Below are 18856 nucleotides of genomic sequence, written 5' to 3'. Positions count from 1 at the left end.
AAAATCTGGTAGTGTATGTTCCCGTTCAGATGTTCCACCAGTTGCCTGTCGGAGAATCCGGTGTATGCCTTCAGGACCATAAGGGCGATCTTTGCGGAAGGACTGAATATGTTCCTGCGGCCCAGGCGTCGGTCCGACAGGCCTGCGGCTTTTGCCATACATTCAAACGGAAAGACCGAATGAAGCTTGCCAAGCTCACTCTCATTAAAACTCTTGCGGTATTTTTCCAGAATATCAAATTCTGTAAAACCCAAAGTAGGGTGAATTTCTGAAATATTTTGTATCTTTGCCATATCTTATTAGTTTGGGTATTTCCCCCGTTTTAGCCGTCAAACCTTGTTTTCGGGGGAATACCTAAAGATACAAAAAAGCCAACTAATTCGCAATAATTTGTGTATGAATTAGTTGGCTAATTTTATAATATTTAATGAATGTCCCTTTTTACACTATTCTGCGGTATGCTTTGACAACAGCTTCCTACAGTTGCCTACTTCGGCGCTTTCTTATACAAATAGAATGCAATGAATGCATAAAGCAGGTTCGGTATCCATACCGCTATGACGGGCGGCACATTACCATTTACTGCAAATGTAGAGGCAATCGTCTGGAACAGGATATACGAGAAACTTAATCCCAAGCCTATGCCCAAATGCAATCCCATACCGCCTTTTGTCTTTTTCGAAGAAAGAGATACGCCAATCAGCGTCAGGATAAACGAGGCAAAAGACATGGCTATGCGTTTATGATATTCTATCTCGAACTCCTTGATATTGGCAAAACCGCGTTGCCGTTGCCGGTCTATGTACTCGCTCAACTGAGGGCTGGTGAGCATTTCCTGCTGGTTTTTCATTATGAGGAAATCGGCAGGTTCCATAAAGAGAATGGTGTCCAGCCGCTCTCCTTTAACGATGCTTTCGCGCATACCGTCCATTTCACGGATCATGTAGTCCTTCACCTTCCATTTGTGGACGGCTGCCGTATCGTAAGTAATGCTGCGTGCGGTAAGATGGGACACTAACTGCTTGTCCTTGAACTTATCGAGCGAAAAGCGGTAACCCGTTTTGCTGTAATCCTCAAAGCGCTCTATATAGGCAATGACTCCCGAATCGACCTCCAACTGAATATTGCGGGCTGTGGTTGACTTGCGGGGCTTATAGTATTTGTCCTCAAAATTAAGTCGCGTAACACTGCCTTTAGGAATGACATACGAACCGAGACAGAACGTAGTGATTGCGATAATAGCCGCCGACACCATATAAGGACGCAGCATGCGCTTAAAACTCATTCCCGTAGAGAACATTGCGATAATCTCCGAGTTCTCCGCAAGTTTGGAAGTAAAGAAGATTACTGCGATGAAGACAAACAGCGGACTGAACAGATTGGCAAAGTAGGGGATGAAGTTCATGTAGTAATCGAAGATAATGGCTTGCCATGGCGCTTCATGAGACATGAAGCGGTCCATTTTTTCATTAAAGTCGAATACTACGGCGATAGAAATAATCAGGGCTATGGCAAACACGTATGTTCCCAGGAACTTCTTGATGATGTACCAGTCCAACCGCTTGAGGAACTTATTTTTCCCGACAGGCAGCTTGATGTCTTTCAGCATCTTCCAGTCAATCTTTCTCATAATCTTGTCGATACACGTTGTACCATCATCGGTTTCCATGTAGAGAAATCACCGGCAATAATATGCTTGCGGGCTTCACCGGCAAGCCAAAGGTAAAATGCCAGATTGTGAATGGAAGCAATCTGCATGGCCAGCAACTCCTGTGCATGGAAGAGGTGGCGCAGATAGGCCTTACTATATAATGTATCTACGTAAGATGCACCGTCTGCCTCAATAGGAGAGAAGTCGGTTTCCCATTTCTTGTTACGCATGTTGATGATACCGTCTTTTGTAAACAGCATACCGTTGCGTCCGTTACGTGTAGGCATTACGCAGTCGAACATGTCAACTCCGCGTTCGATGCCTTCCAGAATGTTCACAGGTGTACCTACGCCCATCAGATAACGAGGCTTGTCCTTCGGCAGGATCTCATTCACCAGCTCTATCATTTCGTACATCTTCTCCGTAGGTTCGCCCACAGCCAAACCGCCGATGGCATTGCCCTCGGCTCCTTTGGAGGCTATGAACTCGGCCGAGCGTTTGCGAAGGTCGGGATAAACACACCCCTGCACGATAGGGAAAAGAGCCTGATGATAGCCGTATTTGGGTTCCGTTTCATTGAACCGCGTGATACAACGGTCCAGCCAACGATGCGTCATTTCCATGGACTTTTTGGCATAGGCATACTCTGCATCACCCGGAGTACATTCGTCAAAGGCCATCATGATGTCTGCCCCGATGGTACGTTCAATGTCCATTACCCTTTCCGGAGTGAAAATGTGTTTGCTTCCGTCAATGTGCGAACGGAACTCAGCACCTTCTTCACGCAACTTGCGGATACCTGCCAAGGAAAAGACCTGAAAACCTCCGCTATCGGTCAGCATCGGACGGTCGAAGCCGTTGAACTTGTGCAATCCGCCGGCTTTTTCAATAACATCCAATCCGGGACGCAAATAAAGATGATAGGTATTACCTAATATTATCTGCGCCTTTATATCTTCTTTCAACTCTGTCAAATGCACGCCTTTTACGGTTCCCAACGTACCTACCGGCATAAAGATAGGCGTTTCAATCTGTCCGTGGTCGGTGGTAATCAAACCTGCACGGGCATTTGTCTTGCTGTCTGTATACTGTAACTCAAATGTCATTCTTCTTACTTTTCTATCTTTTCTTTTTTAACGGACAAGTCAATGGCATCAGCTACCTTTTCATCAGTCAGCGCAATGGCAAACACTTCTTTTACGTCTTTCACATAGTGGAAAGTCAGTCCTTTCAGATAAATCTCCTGTATCTCTTCAATGTTCTTACGATTCTCGTCGCTGAGGATAATCTCCTTGATACCGGCACGTTTGGCAGCCAGAATCTTTTCCTTGATACCACCTACGGGAAGAACTTTTCCGCGCAGCGTGATTTCGCCAGTCATGGCAAGATTGGCCTTTACTTTTCTCTGCGTAAGTGCGGATGCCAGCGAAGTAGCCATTGTTATACCTGCCGACGGGCCATCCTTGGGGATAGCTCCTTCGGGAACATGAACATGGATATTCCAGTTGTCGAAAATCTCTTCATCAAGATTCAGCAACGAAGCATGAGACTTGATGTACTCCAATGCCAGCATAGCCGATTCTTTCATTACATCACCCAGGTTTCCGGTCAGTGTCAAGCGACCGCCTTTACCGCGGCTGAGACTGGTTTCGACAAACAGAATCTCACCGCCGACAGCAGTCCATGCCAAGCCCGTAACTACACCGGCATATTCATTGCCTTGATATTTGTCGCGTGTATATTCGGGAGCACCCAGGAATTCATACAAATCGCCCGGCTTGATTTCTGTTTTTGCGAAATAGCCGTCCGTAGCATATTGGCGAGCCGATTTGCGAAGAATTTTTCCAATCTTCTTTTCCAATTCACGTACACCGCTTTCACGGGTATAAGACTCGATGATTGCTTCCAACGTATTCTTTGGAATCTTGATATCGTTCTTCTTCATACCGTTTGCTTCCAGCTCTTTCGGAACCAAGTGGCGACGGGCAATTTCTATTTTTTCTTCGGTTATGTAGCCGCTTACTTCAATCAACTCCATACGGTCGAGCAACGGCCCCGGAATTGTGTTCAGATTATTGGCGGTAGCAATGAACATCACCTTCGACAAGTCATAATCCACATCCAGGAAGTTGTCGTGGAACGTAGTATTCTGTTCCGGATCGAGTACTTCGAGCAGAGCAGAAGAAGGGTCGCCCTGACGGTCGGCACTCACCTTGTCTATCTCGTCCAATATAAATACGGGATTGGAAGAACCGGCTTTAATCAGACTCTTGATAATACGCCCCGGCATTGCTCCGATATACGTCTTGCGGTGTCCGCGTACTTCCGCTTCATCATGCACACCGCCCAAAGACATACGGATATACTTCCGCTTCAAAGCAGCGGCTATAGAGCGCCCCAAAGAGGTCTTACCCACGCCCGGAGGGCCATACAGACAGATGATGGGCGATTTCATATCGCCTTTCAGCTTCAATACGGCAAGGTGCTCCAATATACGCTCTTTTACCTTCTCCAAGCCGTAATGGTCTTTATTCAACGTCTTCTCTGCATTAGTCAGGTTCAGATTATCCGTTGTATAAACGCCCCACGGTAAACTCATCATAGTCTGCAAGTAGTTCAGTTGCACACTGTAATCGGGCGATTGCGGATGCATGCGCTCCAACTTATCCACTTCTTTCAGGAATGTACTTTTTACTTCTTCATTCCATTTTATGGTTTCAGCTTTTTTGCGCATTTCTTCCAATTCCTGCTCCTGACTGCCACCACCCAATTCATCCTGAATGGTTTTAATCTGCTGTTGCAGGAAATATTCGCGCTGCTGCTGGTCTATATCCTCGCGGGCGCGCATTTGGATAGACTCCTTAATCTCGGCAAGCTGCACTTCCCGATTCAAAATCTCAAGCAAGCGATAAGTGCGGGCACGCAATGCGTCAATACGCAGCAACTCTATCTTTTCATCCTTCTTCAAGGGCAGATTGGTACAGATAAAATCTACCAAAAACATCGGGTTACTAATGTTTTTGATGGCAAATGCAGAGTCTTGCGGAAACATTTCCGAGGATTTTATGTAACGCACGGTCAAATCCTTACATGCTTCTACCAATGCCTGAAATTCCTTGTCATCTTTAGCAGGTATCTCTTCATTGAGAGTAGTTACACGCCCTTTCAAATAAGGAGCCACTTCCATTATTTCTTTCAACTCAATGCGTTTGGAACCTTGCAGAATAACAGTCGTTGTCTGATCCGGCATTTCCAATACACGGACAATCTTGGCAACCGTACCGATTGTATGCAAGTCCTCAAGTACAGGCTCCTCCGTATCAGCGGCTTTCTGACACACTACAGCTATATATGAACTTTTCTTTTCTGCCTCACGCACCAATTTTAAGGAAGACTTTCTTCCAACGGATACCGGCATAAACACACCCGGAAACAAAACCATGTTCCGAAGAGGCAATACCGGAAGGATTTCATCAACCTCAATATCCATCAATTGTTCTTCATTCCCCTCAAAATCAGCAATTACAGAAAATGCATTTTCATTCCTATCTTCGATATCACTAAAGTAATTTCTTTTCTTCATTTCATTCTTTTTAGTTTATGTCATATTGGCAGGCCAATAAGGCGCTTGCAAAGTTAGCTATTTCTTCTGTATAAACGGGTGTCCTTTCTTTAAAAAGACAAAAACGATGCCAAAATTGCCGTTATTTTGTCGGCTTTGATTATTTTTGAGTCCGATTAACAAAGACAAATATGCCGAATCCTTATTTTCAGTTCAAACAATTTACCGTCCGACACGACAAATGCGCCATGAAGGTAGGTACAGACGGGGTGTTATTAGGAGCGTGGGCTCCGGTTCAAGATGTTAAACGGATTCTTGATGTAGGAGCGGGTAGTGGCTTAATATCCTTACAATTAGCACAGCGTAATCCGGAAGCAGTAATTACCTCTGTCGAGATAGATCCGGCAGCGGCGGCACAAGCCCAAGAGAATATTCAATCGTCCCCCTGGAGCAATCGGATGGAAGTTGTATGCTGCGACTTCCGCAAGTATCACCCGGAAGATAAATTCGACCTGATTGTTTCCAACCCGCCTTATTTTGTTGACGCCCTGAGATGCCCTGACAATCAGCGCTGCATGGCACGGCACACGAGTGAGCTGAACTATGAACTTCTTTTTGGGCATTCGGCGCACTTATTATCGGAACAGGGGGTTATAAGCATTATCATTCCGGCCGAAGTTGAAAGAACAGTGATTGATACGGCCTGGAAATATAATTTTCATCCACATCGTCGTTTGCATGTTTTTACCAAACCCGGAAAACCTTGCCGGCGCGTGTTGCTGACTTTCGGCCGGCAAAGCATATCATGTATTGAGGACAGTCTTTACATAGAAGGAGAGAAACACGAACAATTTACCCCGGAGTACATTGCGCTGACCAAAGACTTTTATTTAAAGATGTAATGTTCTTGATAACTCATAAAGAGTAAGGAAAGTCTCTATGGATAGCAGGAAGATGTATCGCCAACAAATAGTCTGGCTACGAAAATTATAGCGAATTAGATTTCTAAGTCAACCGTCAATTCAACCGCCCCATTCGGACAACAAAAAAAGGAGCTACATCTTACTGTAACTCCTTGATTCTCATCTGTCGGGGTAGCGGGATTCGAACCCACGACCCCCTGCTCCCAAAGCAGGTGCGCTAACCGGACTGCGCTACACCCCGAGTGCTTTACTTCTTAAAAGCGAGTGCAAAGGTAAAATCTTTTTTGATATAGACCAAATCTTTTTATGACTTTATCTGAAATAAAATTATAAATGTCTGAAATACAATACATAGGAACGGTTAATTATTCTCTGCCTCTTTGATACATTCTCTTTTATATCTATTTTTGTGGAAATAATCTTAATAAAATCAGAGAATATGAAGTTGACTAAACTTTTTTATTTGTTCCCATTATCTTGTTGAGAAAAGTGTCGTTCATAATGCCTTACAAATGGTACTTTTACTATATTTGCACACAAAAAAAGATAGAACAAATAAAAGTAAATACAGAATTGTAAAATTGATAGACATGAAAACTCAAAAATTAGAAATACTGATATTATTCCTCTGTATATTCGGTTTTATAGGCTGTGATAACAAAGATGAAGAGGGCGAGAAAGTGACAGTGACAGACTACAAGGAATATGCTCTGACCATTGCATCGAAGAAGATACCCGGTGTTCGTTGGTCAGACGGATTTAATTACTTATCTGATGTATATGCCGTAAAGAAAGAAAATGCCCAAGAATGGGAAAGCCTTGGATTCATTGATGGATTTGAGTTTGAAAAAGGATATGAATATAAGATAAAAATCAGTGAAACAAGTTATTTGGATTATAGCATGGGAAATTCTGCATGGACAGAATATGAATTACTTGAAATAATATCCAAAGATAGTAAAAAATCAGAAAATTTGCCTTTACATTTTATTCCTAAATCATACTACGAGAATGTACAGTTTCCTAAATACAGATATGCAGTAGATGCAGATAATAATCAAAAACTTATTGAAGAAGAATTGGAGAAAAAATCTCTCATTCCTTTGGATTTTCACTATATATTTTGGCGAAGCGAAGACAAGTTACTAAGGTGTATTGCAATAAAAGATGATAATAATACATTGGGACCGTGTATTGTAAAAAGCGAAAACAAAGACCCGGAAGAAATGCCAGAATCTTACAAATTACTTCCTCCGGAAGGAAATGTACTTGGTTATGGAAATTGGACTTTTTTAGATGAACAGGGCAATGAAACGGATTATCTTTCAATTGATGTGTTTATGGGTCGTTCTGCTAAATCAAGAAACGTAGATTCAACTCCTGATATAGCTTATCTTTATAAAGACCTTTCTGAATACTACAAAAATAAATATCCGCAAGCCGGAGTAAAAACAGTTGTGGTTTCTTATGCCATTTCTATTAAATAGCATAAAGCCTCCAGCGAGCATCAATTATCTTAATTATCATTACAACCATTATAAGAACTTATTAATATTAATATGAGAACTATAGAATTAAGGACAAAAAAACGAATGAAAATAAAAAATCTGGCCGTTTTGTTGTTAGGTGGTGTCTGTTTGTTATGCCAACCACTCCAAGCCCAGCAGAGCATTGATGCTTGTGACGGCCGTACTTATAAAGTAGGCGACACGCTCCGTATTGGCGAACCATTGCCATCGGGTTACCTATTTGTTAAGCAGCTAAACGCCAACAATCAATTTGACAAGTTGAATCCGGAAAACTCAACCGGACGGATTGCCATCATTACCGACATACCTGCTTACCAGCCCGAGCTCTATCAGCAGTTCGGTATTTACCAACAGCCGGAAACGCCCCAAATTGTCTTTGCTGAACAAGGTGATTTCAAGATTGGCGTATATTTAAACATGGCTTTAAGCAAAGGAAACATCATGTCCGGACATCATGTTTCCCGTATGGATGGAGCTATTGACCTTACACCGGCTATTTTGTTCGTCTATGCACATAAACTTTACGGCAAGCCTATCGACACAACATCAGTCGAGACCTATGCCTCTCTCCGAGCCCCCCAGCAATATGCAGAAGCAGCCAATGACCCGTTTATACAGGAAAAGCTCCGTACAACATACCGGAAAGAATTGGAACAGGCTGTGGCAAAGGTGGATTTCAATAAGGTATTCCGTATCAAATGTTTCTCGGAACTCCAAATGTATGACATTAATCGACAGCATTTTCCGCTTTCGGGTTTAACGTGTATCGATGTGAAGACCAAGCAGAATAGGGAATTGTCCCAACAGGGTTATTGCTTATGGGGAACTTGTGCCTTTCATTTCACTAATGCTCCATCATTTACTACCTTACCTTGCGACAAACCCATTGCCCAGGGTATCTATACCATGCGTAAAATGACCTCAGCAACCTTACCGCCAACGGCTACCCTATATGTATATGTGCGCATCCTCCAACAACCGGTATCACTTCCCGATAAACGTACCATGGTGATGCGTCCCGGAACATCATTCGATTTCGAGTGGTCAACACTCCGTAAAGCATACGGTCAAAAAGCTTTGAACATGGAGATTATACAAACAGACGGTTATTATAACGTCTTCCCTTATAACATACAAGAAGTGACATACAATTATCTTGGTACACAAATGTTGCCTAAAAAGTAGCACAATGAGCAATATGCAGACACATAAAGCAAGGGGCTGTAAAAGAAGAAAAGACATTTCAGAAATTTGATTGTAATAAATGAACTATGCCTCCGGTGGGGTAACTCGCTGGGGGCTTCTTACATTTTCTGTTTTTCCAATCAATTTTATAAAATAGCTGTCACAGTTCGTACTTTCGGAAATAGATGAGAACCATTTGATAGCATAACAACGTAAAACGCTGAAATTCTCACGGTTGCTAAATCGTTACCTCTATTTCTCAAATAATTCGCTAAAAATTTATTCCTCAATTGGTTAAATCAAACCGATAATAATCTAAAATAAATCCAATATCAAAGCAATCAGATAAATAAAACCAATAAGTTGAAGCAAAAGTATCCTTTTATTATAAAGGAAAGAGGCAGAATTCAAATGGAATCCCGCCTCTTTCTGTAATTTGGAAATGCAACCTCTTATTGCTTGTTTTTCATATATTCATCAGCTTTCTCTTTGGCACGGGCTACTCGTTTTGCCGTATCCGGATGAGATGAAAACATCTTTTGAAATTTAGATTCTTTGGGAGCGTCCGCTGAAAGTTCCAGCAGTTTATTCAATGCATTATACATGGCATAAGGATCTAAATTATGCTTTATAGAAAATTCAAAACCGTAATCGTCCGCTTCCGTTTCCTGCTTCTGCGAATATTGCGCACCAGCCAAGGCTTCCGCCATAGCTCCCAACTCGGAGTCGGTCAGCTTTGACACGGTAGAACTTGCCGCACCCGCAGCATTCTTCACGGCAGAACGAAGATATGCGCTCTTCATTGCATCTTTGGAGTCCGTATGAATTACGTGACCTATCTCATGGCCTACTACAGCCATTACTTCATCATCCGTCATAATATCCATTAATCCGGCGCAAATACGTACACTGCCGTCACCGCAGGCAAAAGCGTTTACATCAACCACTTCATAAACCCCAAAATTCACTTTCAAACCATCCACTTCTTTGATATGTCCGGTCAGTTTCTCCAGACGCTTGCCATATTCCGTATCAGGCTTCGTCAAAGGATTGTGAGTATCCATCCATTGCATATACTCCCTACTCATAGCTGCAATATCCGCATCCGAAAGAGTTATAGCTTTAGCAGCATCCGTACCGGCTTGAACAACCTTACCTACATTTATTTTCTTACCACCAATTTTAAATTGCGCATAAGCAGTTGTAGTACAAGTCATTCCACATACAACAGCAGTAAAAATCAGAATTTGTTTTTTCATGTTGTTTGGTTAGTTTAAATGGGTTTATAAAAAAGAAAGCCGTTTAACCGATCCACGATTAAACGGCTTTTATCTTTGCTTCAAATTGTTCCTTTACTTGATTATCCCCAATTCTCTAAAGCATTTTGTCAACTTCTCAACTGCATAATCCACTTGTTCTTTAGTATGGGTAGCCATTAATGCCACACGTACCAATGTATCCTGAGGAGCACATGCAGGCGGTATAACCGGATTGATAAAGATGCCTTCATCAAAAGCCATCTTCGTTACGACAAAGGTCTTTTCCGTATCACGCACATACAAAGGTATGATGGGCGACTCTGTTTCACCAATCTCAAAACCTGCATCACGGAAACTCTTCAATGCATAGTTAGTGATATCCCACAGACGTTGGATACGTTCCGGTTCGGATTTAATAATGTGCAGTGCTTCACGAGCCGCTGCCGTCGCTGCCGGCGTACTACTTGCCTGGAATATATAAGAGCGGGCATTGTGGCGCAACCAGTTGATAACCTCCTTGTCGCCAGCAATAAAACCACCGATAGAAGCCAATGACTTACTGAATGTACCCATTATCAAGTCAATGTCTTCGGTCACTCCGAAATGATCGCATACACCGCGGCCCTGCTTACCGAATACACCTAATCCGTGAGCTTCATCCACATAAATGCTAGCATTATATTTCTTTTTCAGACGAACGATTTCCGGCAGGTTAGCCAAATCGCCTTCCATTGAGAATACACCATCTACAATTATCAGTTTCACCGCATCCGGTTCGCACTTCTGAAGCTCTTTTTCAAGGTCTTCCATGTCATTGTGCTTATACTTTAACTGTGTGGCGAACGAAAGGCGGCGTCCGTCTACAATAGAAGCGTGGTCGCGGTCATCACAGATGATATAGTCACCACGTCCTACCACTGCGGGAATAATGCCCTCGTTCACAGTAAAACCGGTAGAAAAACAGAGCGCTTCGTCTTTTCCTACGAACTCGGCCAACTCTTTTTCCAGTTCAACATGTATATCAAGAGTACCATTCAAAAAGCGGGAACCGGCACACCCTGTACCATATTTTTCAGTGGCAGCTATCGAAGCGTCAATGATTCGCTTGTCATATGTCAGTCCCATATATGCGTTTGAACCGAACATCAGAACTTTTTTGCCATCCATCATTACCTCTGTATCCTGATGGCTGTTAATCGTGCGGAAATACGGGTATACCCCTTTTGCCATAAATTGTTGCGGCAAATCATATTTCGCGAATTTGTCTTGCAGTAAACCCATGAAATGTCTTTTATATAATGAATATTAATCCTATTAAAAACAAGTTCTTAAAAACAGGGGGCAAAGATAGCAAAATATGTTGTTATCTGTTTCATTTACTCTAAAAAATCTGCCCTAACTCGTTTTAAGAGATTCATATGGTTAAAATTTAAAGGATTTATATTACTTTTGCATGAAGAAATTCCTATAGTAATATCCGTTTAAATGGACGATAGTAAAAAGAAAATATCATTTATAATAAACCCCATATCCGGTACTCAGGGTAAGGAGCAAATATTGAAATGGCTTGATGAAAAGTTGGATAAAAGCCGGTATATACCGGAAGTAATCTATACGGAACGGGCGGGGCACGCAGTTGAAATAGCCGCCCTAAAAGCTAAAGAAGAAGCTTTTGCCGTTGTTGCTATCGGCGGAGACGGAACTATTAATGAAATAGCACGTTCACTGGTACATACCAAAACTGCATTGGGAATCATTCCATGCGGTTCGGGAAACGGGCTTGCACGCCATCTGCAAATCCCTATGGATGCCAAAAAAGCAATCAACATCATTAACGAAGGATTGATAGACATTATTGACTATGGCAAAATCAATGATGTTCCTTTCTTCTGTACCTGCGGGGTAGGGTTCGACGCATTTGTCAGCCTGCAGTTTTCCAAAGCCGGCAGGAGAGGCCCGCTCATATATCTGGAGAAAACATTGCTTGAAAGCCTAAAATATAAACCGGAGACATACGAATTGGAAATGGATGGCAGCACACTGCGATACAAGGCTTTCCTGATAGCATGCGGCAATGCCTCACAGTATGGGAATAATGCTTATATCACTCCGCAAGCCACATTAAATGACGGATTGCTGGACGTTACAATTCTGGAGCCTTTTACCGTATTGGATGTACCGGCATTATCATTCCAGTTGTTCAACAAGACTATCGACCAGAATAGCCGTATAAAGACTTTCCGCTGTAAGACGCTCCGCATCCATCGTTCCAAACAGGGGGTTATACATTTCGATGGAGATCCGATGATAATGGGCGAGAACATCGACGTAAACATAATCAAAAGAGGATTGCAGGTCATTGTACCCAAGAATGTGGAAAAAGACTCTTCGAATGTATTGCAGCGTGCCCAGGACTACATCAATGGCTTGAAACAAATAAACGAAGCCATCCTGGAAGATATTACCCATACAAACAGAATGATATTGGATAAAGGCAAAGAACAGATTAAAAAACTTAGAAAGAACTAACGCCTTCTGCAAAAGAGTCGGAACAGTATGGAAAATTGATATTTTACTGTCCGGCTATTATATAAAGTCGCTTTTTAAAAATAAACTTATCTGTTTTGATACGTCTGTAATATGTTTTATGTATTTTTGCACGATATTTATCCGTTTTTAGCAATGGTACATCTCTGATGTTGCATCGCCAAACAGTAAACAGTAAATTGTAAAATAGTAAATAATAAGATGTATAGATCACACACCTGTGGAGAATTGCGTATCTCCGACGTTAATAAGCAAGTGACGCTGGCAGGTTGGGTACAGCGCAGCCGTAAAATGGGCGGCATGACATTCGTAGACCTCCGCGACCGTTACGGAATTACCCAATTAGTGTTTAATGAAGAAGTAGATGCCGAACTTTGCGAACAGGCCAACCGCTTGGGCCGTGAGTTCGTAATTCAAATAGTAGGAACGGTCAACGAACGTTTCAGCAAAAACAAAAACATTCCTACGGGAGATATCGAAATCATCGTATCGGAATTGAATGTGCTGAATTCAGCCTTAACTCCTCCTTTTACAATTGAAGACAATACAGACGGCGGTGATGATATCCGTATGAAATACCGTTATCTGGATTTACGTCGTGCAGCAGTACGCAAGAATTTGGAATTACGCCATAAGATGACTATTGAAGTGCGTAAATACCTGGACAGCAAAGGATTTATTGAAGTAGAGACTCCTCTTCTCATCGGTTCTACACCGGAAGGTGCACGCGACTTTGTCGTTCCTTCACGCATGAATCCGGGACAATTCTACGCATTGCCGCAAAGCCCTCAAACATTGAAACAGTTGCTGATGGTTTCGGGTTTTGACCGTTACTTCCAAATCGCAAAATGCTTCCGCGATGAGGACCTCCGTGCCGACCGTCAACCGGAATTTACACAAATCGACTGTGAAATGTCTTTCGTACAGCAGGACGATGTAATCGAACTTTTCGAAGGTATGGCAAAATACCTTTTCAAAGAACTGCGCGGTGTTGAGTTGACCGAACCGTTCCAACGTATGCCATGGGCAGATGCTATGAAATATTACGGTAGCGACAAACCGGATTTGCGCTTCGGCATGAAGTTCGTGGAGTTGATGGATATCATGAAAGGCCATGGCTTCTCTGTATTCGACAATGCCGCATACATCGGCGGTATCTGTGCGGAAGGCGCTGCAAGCTACACCCGCAAGCAACTGGATGCCTTGACCGAATTCGTAAAGAAACCGCAAATCGGAGCCAAAGGAATGGTATATGCCCGTGTAGAAGCTGACGGCACTGTGAAATCAAGTGTCGATAAGTTCTACACGCAAGAGGTGCTGCAAGAGATGAAAGCCGCTTTCGGTGCAAAACCGGGCGATTTGATTCTTATTTTGAGCGGTGATGACGTAATGAAGACCCGTAAGCAACTGAATGAGCTTCGCCTTGAAATGGGTAACCAATTAGGCTTACGCGACAAGAATAAGTTTGCATTGCTTTGGATAGTCGACTTCCCGATGTTTGAATGGAGCGAAGAAGAAGGCCGCCTGATGGCTATGCATCATCCGTTTACCCATCCGAAGGATGAAGATATTCCTTTGTTGGACACAGATCCTGCAGCCGTTCGTGCCGATGCTTATGATATGGTATGTAACGGTATCGAAGTCGGTGGCGGTTCGATCCGTATCCATGATGCTCAATTGCAGGCCAAGATGTTTGAGATATTGGGATTCACACCGGAAAAGGCTGAAGAACAATTCGGTTTCCTGATGAATGCCTTCAAGTTCGGCGCACCTCCTCATGGTGGTTTGGCTTACGGCCTCGACCGTTGGGTAAGTATCTTTGCCGGCCTTGACAGTATTCGTGACTGCATTGCGTTCCCGAAGAATAATTCCGGTCGCGATGTTATGCTGGATGCACCTTCGGTTATCGACCAAAAACAATTGGACGAGCTTAACCTTATTGTGGAGGTAAAAGAATAAAAACAAGAGGATAGGAGAGAGTGAAAGAGTCCACACGTATTTGCCGTTTTGCAGTAATCGGTACATTAAACGCCTTGATAACAGCAATCACCATCTGGGTAATGATGGATGAGTTGGACATCAATTACATGCTCTCCAATGTCACTGCATACATACTGGCACAGACTCATAATTTTATCTGGTGCAAGTATTGGGTATTCCCAACAGAAAAGAAGAGCAACACTTGGCGGCAAGTGTTGCTCTTTTCCATAGCTTTCGGAATGGCTTATTGTGCGCAATTCCTTTTCCTCATCGGCTTGGTAGAGGGATTGAACTGTAATGAATACCTCGCCCAGTTCTTAGGATTATTTGTATATGGCGGAGTCAACTTCCTGATGAACAAAAAAGTTACATTCAAATAAAAGCGCTCCTTTAACTTGCCTGATTTTTATTCAGCATGCTTTTGAGAATTCTTTTCTTATAGAATTCAAACAAACCCTCAGTCTAAAAAACGTTTTGTCAATCCCTCATAGGCGTCAATTCTGCGATCGCGCAGGAATGGCCACCAACGGCGGACATTCTCCGAACGTTCCAAATCCACTTCCACTACAATATTTTCCGGTTGCTCATTGCCTGCCTGTGCCAAAAACTCACCTTGCGGTCCAACAACAAAACTGTTCCCCCAAAATTGGATACCATTTGTTTGCATAGAGGGATCTGGCTCGTGTCCCACACGATTCACCGAAATAACCGGGAGTCCGTTTGCTACGGCATGTCCGCGTTGCGAGATTATCCATGCATTGAGTTGGCGGACTTTCTCATCATCAGTATCGCTGCTTTCCCAACCGATGGCGGTAGGATAAATCAATAATTCGGCTCCTTTCAGCGCCATGAGACGCGCTGCTTCGGGATACCATTGGTCCCAACAAACCAAAACGCCCAATTTTCCCAAAGACGTTTGGATAGGTTCGAAGCCCAAATCTCCGGGAGTGAAATAAAACTTCTCATAATAGGCCGGATCATCAGGGATGTGCATCTTGCGGTATTTCCCGGCAATGCTACCGTCACGCTCAAACACAACGGCCGTATTATGATACAGTCCCGGAGCACGCTTTTCGAACAATGAAGTTACCAATACTATGTTGTTGGCAGCCGCCAACTCCGAATAGAAACCGGTCGATGGCCCGGGGATAGGTTCTGCCAAATCAAACAGTTGTGTATTCTCCGTCTGGCAAAAATAGAGTGAGTTATGCAACTCCTGCAACACCACTAATTGTGCACCATGAGCTGCACACGATTCGATACTCTTGGCCAGATTCATCAGATTAATACGCATATCCGCCACATTGGCCTGCTGAATAATACCGACTTTTATTTTTCTCATAATCTATATTTCTTTTAAATGTTTTTTATTTTTCCGGTCTAATCTATCCCACCAATAAGAAGTTACCAAAACAATAAGAACAGGAGCAATCCAGGAAAGAACCTCGCCATATTCCCAATTCCATTGCTCTACAAAAAGATATTCGGAGAGATTTATAAAGAAGATAAGCTCCAACACTCCCGGTAAGTTATCCAACCATATATTCTTTTTAATATACCGCCGAAACTTAGGAAAGAGCCAACCTGCTATATACATGGCTACAAATATCCCACAAAAAACGAAATTGATAACTTTCATACCTTTCTATTATCTGATTACTCCTATCGGATATTGCATCGTGACACAATGCAGCGAGCCATGTTGTTTTATCAAAGCACGGCAGTCTACACCTACAATTTCATGCTTGGGAAAAGCCATTTGCAACACCTCTTTGGCATGCATATCATTCTCCGGCTGGTTATATGTGGGATATAACACTGCATCATTCATTATCAGAAAGTTGGCATACGTAGCCGGCAGCCTTTCGCCCTCCGCTTCTATCTTATCGGCCATCGGCAATGCCAACAGTCTATAAGGTTCTCCGGCAAGTGTCCGGAACGTTTTAAGCTGTTCTTCCATTCGATGCAGCTCCTCATAATGCTCGTCATTCACGTCCCTGCACTGCACATAGGCAATCGTATCCGGCGAACAAAAACGGGCAAGCGTATCTATATGACTGTCCGTATCATCTCCGGCCAGATAACCGTAATCCAGCCAAAGTACCCGTTCAAGATGGAATGTAGACCGAAGATACTCCTCAATCTCCACCTTATTCAACTGGCCGTTACGGTTAGGCGACAACAGGCATTCCGAAGTGGTAAGCAATGTTCCCATGCCGTCACTCTCAATGGAACCGCCTTCCAGCACAAAGCCCAAACGGTTTATATACCGGCCTTTTAAGATTTCGGTTTCAACAGCCCGACGCGTAATTTGATTATCTTTATCCGAAGCAAACTTCAGTCCCCAGCCATTAAAAGTAAAATCAAGCAGAGACGGACCGTCCGTATCTACCATAGTGACAGCTCCATGGTCGCGTGCCCAAGTATCATTCGTTTCACATTTCAGGAAGCGAACATTATCCATATCCACTGTCGCGGAAATTTGCTTTTTTACCTCTTCAGGTTCCGGAGTTACAATCAACAGCAACTCCCGCTTGGCTATCTCGGAAGCAATGGCAATAAAACATTGCTGCACTTCTTCAAGCATATAGGCCCAATCCGTATCCGCATGAGGCCATGTAAGCTGTACGCCACTCTGCAGTGCCCACTCCGCCGGCAGGTGAGGAGCACGCGTTTCCACTTGAAAGGTCATGTTCTTACCGAAACGCACCTGACAGTCCTTTTCGGCAGCTCCGCCCAATGGAATTCCAACAAAATATCCCATATCAATTCTAAGTTATTTAATTCGTCAAGTAAGATAATGAAGCCTGAATACTGATGCCTCCTAATCTTAATTTACGCAAAGTTCTATTCTGCATTTCTAAAGTGCCACTTTAGAGTTCTGAAGTTCAACTCTACGCCGCTAAAGTTCAACTTTACGTTTCCCGTGCTCAACTTCAGGTTCGGCAATGCACTTTATTTCTTTTCTTCCTTAGGCTTCCTGTCAAAGAACGGGTTCTTGGAAGAGGCACTGACCGGAATGGCGAATACAGTCTTGCAATCTTTCAGCCAGTTCATTCGCTGTGCGGCCAGTCCGGCAGAGAACATTACCCGGGTATCTACCCGCATGTCGGCAGCCGTGGCACAAGCGGAGCCGACGGCAATCCCCACATCAACCGTATTCAAGGCACATGGCACACCTTCCGTACGCCCGGCACAAGTAGGAAAGCCACAATGACCGCAGTTCAATCCCTGCGCCTGCTCGCGCGTACCTATTATAACGACACATTCTGCCTGCAGGACATTTGCCGCATCACGCAGAAAGAACTTCATACCCAGTTCTTCTGCCATGGCATTCATTTTTTCTGAAAGCTTTTTCAAGTCTTCTCCTGTAACCAGTGCTGCTTCTATTACATCTACACCTTTCCCTTTAGGAGCTGTGCGTGCGGCAGTCATCATTTGCCTTGCCACGCCCAGCACATGTTCATGGCGGCAATCCCGTTCGTTCTGTATCATACTTTTTCTCCCGAATTAATTAGTGACACAAAGATAAAAGTATAAAGTTATGTATGCAAATCTTTTTTCCTTACCTTTGCAACTAACGACTAAAGAATTTATTTATGCTACAAATAGAGGATGCCAGTATTGCATACGGTAATGATGTGCTATTCTCCAACTTCAACCTGCAATTGGAGAGGGGAGAGATTGCCAGCATTTCCGGCTCGTCGGGGTGTGGAAAAACATCTCTTCTCAATGCCATACTGGGATTTACTCCATTAAAAGAAGGACGTATTACGGTCAATGACATCGTATCGGATAAAAACAGCATAGACCTTATTCGCAAACAAATAGCCTGGATTCCACAAGAATTGGCACTACCGTTAGAATGGGTAAAAGACATGATACAACTGCCTTTCAGCCTGAAAGCCAATCGAGCCACACCGTTCTCCGAAAGGCAATTATTCAATTGCTTTGAAGAATTAGGATTGGAAAGAGAGCTATATTATAAACGTGTAAATGAAATATCCGGCGGCCAACGCCAACGTATGATGATAGCTGTAGCTTCCATGACCAACAAGCCGTTAATCATTGTGGACGAGCCAACTTCGGCACTTGATTCGGGCTCTACGGAAAGAGTTCTTGCCTTTTTACGGCATCAAACCCGAAAGGGAACCGCCGTACTGGCGGTATCGCACGACATGGGTTTCGCCAAAGGATGCGACAGACATATAATAATGTAA

General features: G+C 43.3%; 16 protein-coding genes, 1 tRNA gene and 1 pseudogene. 7 read left to right on the top strand and 11 right to left on the bottom strand.

Translation table 11 applies throughout. From position 1 onward, the window contains the following. From H8S52_RS16030 to lon, 4 genes and pseudogenes are all read right to left on the bottom strand, one after another. Positions 1–293 (bottom strand): annotated as a pseudogene (locus H8S52_RS16030) (DDE transposase); the annotation flags it as partial. Between the two features lie 194 nt (positions 294–487). Beyond that, positions 488–1630 carry an LptF/LptG family permease gene (locus H8S52_RS16025; protein ID WP_005654169.1) on the bottom strand — a complete coding sequence of 381 codons (1143 nt, stop codon included), beginning with the start codon at positions 1628–1630 and terminating at the stop codon, positions 488–490. After that, positions 1627–2757 carry a tRNA guanosine(34) transglycosylase Tgt gene (tgt, locus tag H8S52_RS16020; RefSeq protein WP_016662612.1) on the bottom strand — a complete coding sequence of 377 codons (1131 nt, stop codon included), beginning with the start codon at positions 2755–2757 and terminating at the stop codon, positions 1627–1629. The genes H8S52_RS16025 and tgt overlap by 4 nt, the downstream gene beginning before the upstream one ends. Before the next feature lie 5 nt (positions 2758–2762). Continuing rightward, entirely contained in the window at positions 2763–5234 is a 2472-nt protein-coding gene (gene lon, locus H8S52_RS16015; protein ID WP_186910207.1) for an endopeptidase La, read from the bottom strand. Positions 5235–5404: 170 nt separating this feature from the next. On the opposite strand from lon, the gene H8S52_RS16010 reads away from it, so the two are divergent. Continuing rightward, positions 5405–6115, top strand: a complete 711-nt coding sequence (locus H8S52_RS16010; protein ID WP_005654175.1) for a tRNA1(Val) (adenine(37)-N6)-methyltransferase — start codon at positions 5405–5407, stop codon at positions 6113–6115. 187 nt (positions 6116–6302) lie between these two features. Here H8S52_RS16010 and H8S52_RS16005 read toward each other — a convergent pair. Then, positions 6303–6377 (bottom strand) — tRNA-Pro (locus H8S52_RS16005). A 349-nt stretch (positions 6378–6726) separates the two neighbouring features. Here H8S52_RS16005 and H8S52_RS16000 point away from each other — a divergent pair. Together H8S52_RS16000 and H8S52_RS15995 are read left to right on the top strand one after the other, a co-directional pair. Beyond that, positions 6727–7623, top strand: coding sequence for a DUF4377 domain-containing protein (locus H8S52_RS16000; RefSeq protein ID WP_186910206.1), 897 nt, complete (start codon positions 6727–6729; stop codon positions 7621–7623). A 105-nt stretch (positions 7624–7728) separates the two neighbouring features. Then, positions 7729–8850 (top strand): DUF4852 domain-containing protein, encoded by a 1122-nt coding sequence (locus tag H8S52_RS15995; protein WP_255470100.1) that lies wholly within the window; start codon positions 7729–7731, stop codon positions 8848–8850. A 452-nt stretch (positions 8851–9302) separates the two neighbouring features. Here the strand turns inward: H8S52_RS15995 and H8S52_RS15990 are convergent, their stop codons facing one another. Next, positions 9303–10109 (bottom strand): M48 family metallopeptidase, encoded by an 807-nt coding sequence (locus H8S52_RS15990; protein ID WP_005654186.1) that lies wholly within the window; start codon positions 10107–10109, stop codon positions 9303–9305. A gap of 93 nt (positions 10110–10202) precedes the next feature. After that, positions 10203–11390 (bottom strand): aminotransferase class I/II-fold pyridoxal phosphate-dependent enzyme, encoded by a 1188-nt coding sequence (locus tag H8S52_RS15985; protein ID WP_005654188.1) that lies wholly within the window; start codon positions 11388–11390, stop codon positions 10203–10205. A 204-nt stretch (positions 11391–11594) separates the two neighbouring features. On the opposite strand from H8S52_RS15985, the gene H8S52_RS15980 reads away from it, so the two are divergent. The 3 genes from H8S52_RS15980 to H8S52_RS15970 all read left to right on the top strand — a co-directional run bounded on the left by H8S52_RS15980 (position 11595) and on the right by H8S52_RS15970 (position 15016). Beyond that, the gene (locus H8S52_RS15980; protein WP_005654190.1) at positions 11595–12638 is read left to right on the top strand and encodes a diacylglycerol kinase family protein; all 1044 of its coding nucleotides are present in this window, start codon (positions 11595–11597) and stop codon (positions 12636–12638) included. Between the two features lie 219 nt (positions 12639–12857). Continuing rightward, a complete protein-coding gene (gene aspS, locus H8S52_RS15975) occupies positions 12858–14615 on the top strand; it encodes an aspartate--tRNA ligase (RefSeq protein ID WP_005654194.1) in 1758 nt (585 codons plus the stop codon). Positions 14616–14635: 20 nt separating this feature from the next. Beyond that, positions 14636–15016, top strand: coding sequence for a GtrA family protein (locus H8S52_RS15970; protein ID WP_016662598.1), 381 nt, complete (start codon positions 14636–14638; stop codon positions 15014–15016). Positions 15017–15093: 77 nt separating this feature from the next. Here H8S52_RS15970 and H8S52_RS15965 read toward each other — a convergent pair whose 3' ends face one another. From H8S52_RS15965 to H8S52_RS15950, 4 genes are all read right to left on the bottom strand, one after another. Next, positions 15094–15978: a carbon-nitrogen hydrolase gene (locus H8S52_RS15965; protein ID WP_005654199.1), complete on the bottom strand. Its 885-nt coding sequence runs from the start codon at positions 15976–15978 to the stop codon at positions 15094–15096. A 3-nt stretch (positions 15979–15981) separates the two neighbouring features. Continuing rightward, on the bottom strand, positions 15982–16275 hold the full coding sequence (locus tag H8S52_RS15960; protein ID WP_117956100.1) for a hypothetical protein: 294 nt from the start codon (positions 16273–16275) through the stop codon (positions 15982–15984). A gap of 9 nt (positions 16276–16284) precedes the next feature. Next, positions 16285–17400, bottom strand: coding sequence for an agmatine deiminase family protein (locus H8S52_RS15955; protein ID WP_117986080.1), 1116 nt, complete (start codon positions 17398–17400; stop codon positions 16285–16287). Positions 17401–17591: 191 nt separating this feature from the next. Continuing rightward, entirely contained in the window at positions 17592–18131 is a 540-nt protein-coding gene (locus tag H8S52_RS15950; RefSeq protein WP_005654205.1) for a ferredoxin domain-containing protein, read from the bottom strand. Positions 18132–18235: 104 nt separating this feature from the next. Between H8S52_RS15950 and H8S52_RS15945 the strand changes: the two genes are divergently transcribed. Beyond that, positions 18236–18856, top strand: a complete 621-nt coding sequence (locus H8S52_RS15945; protein ID WP_117902382.1) for an ATP-binding cassette domain-containing protein — start codon at positions 18236–18238, stop codon at positions 18854–18856.

Origin of the sequence: Bacteroides sp. NSJ-48, from assembly GCF_014287405.1 — a bacterium.
Lineage (GTDB): Bacteria > Bacteroidota > Bacteroidia > Bacteroidales > Bacteroidaceae > Bacteroides > Bacteroides stercoris.
Note: the sequence above shows the minus strand (reverse complement) of the source record. Positions and strands in the feature narration are given on the sequence as shown.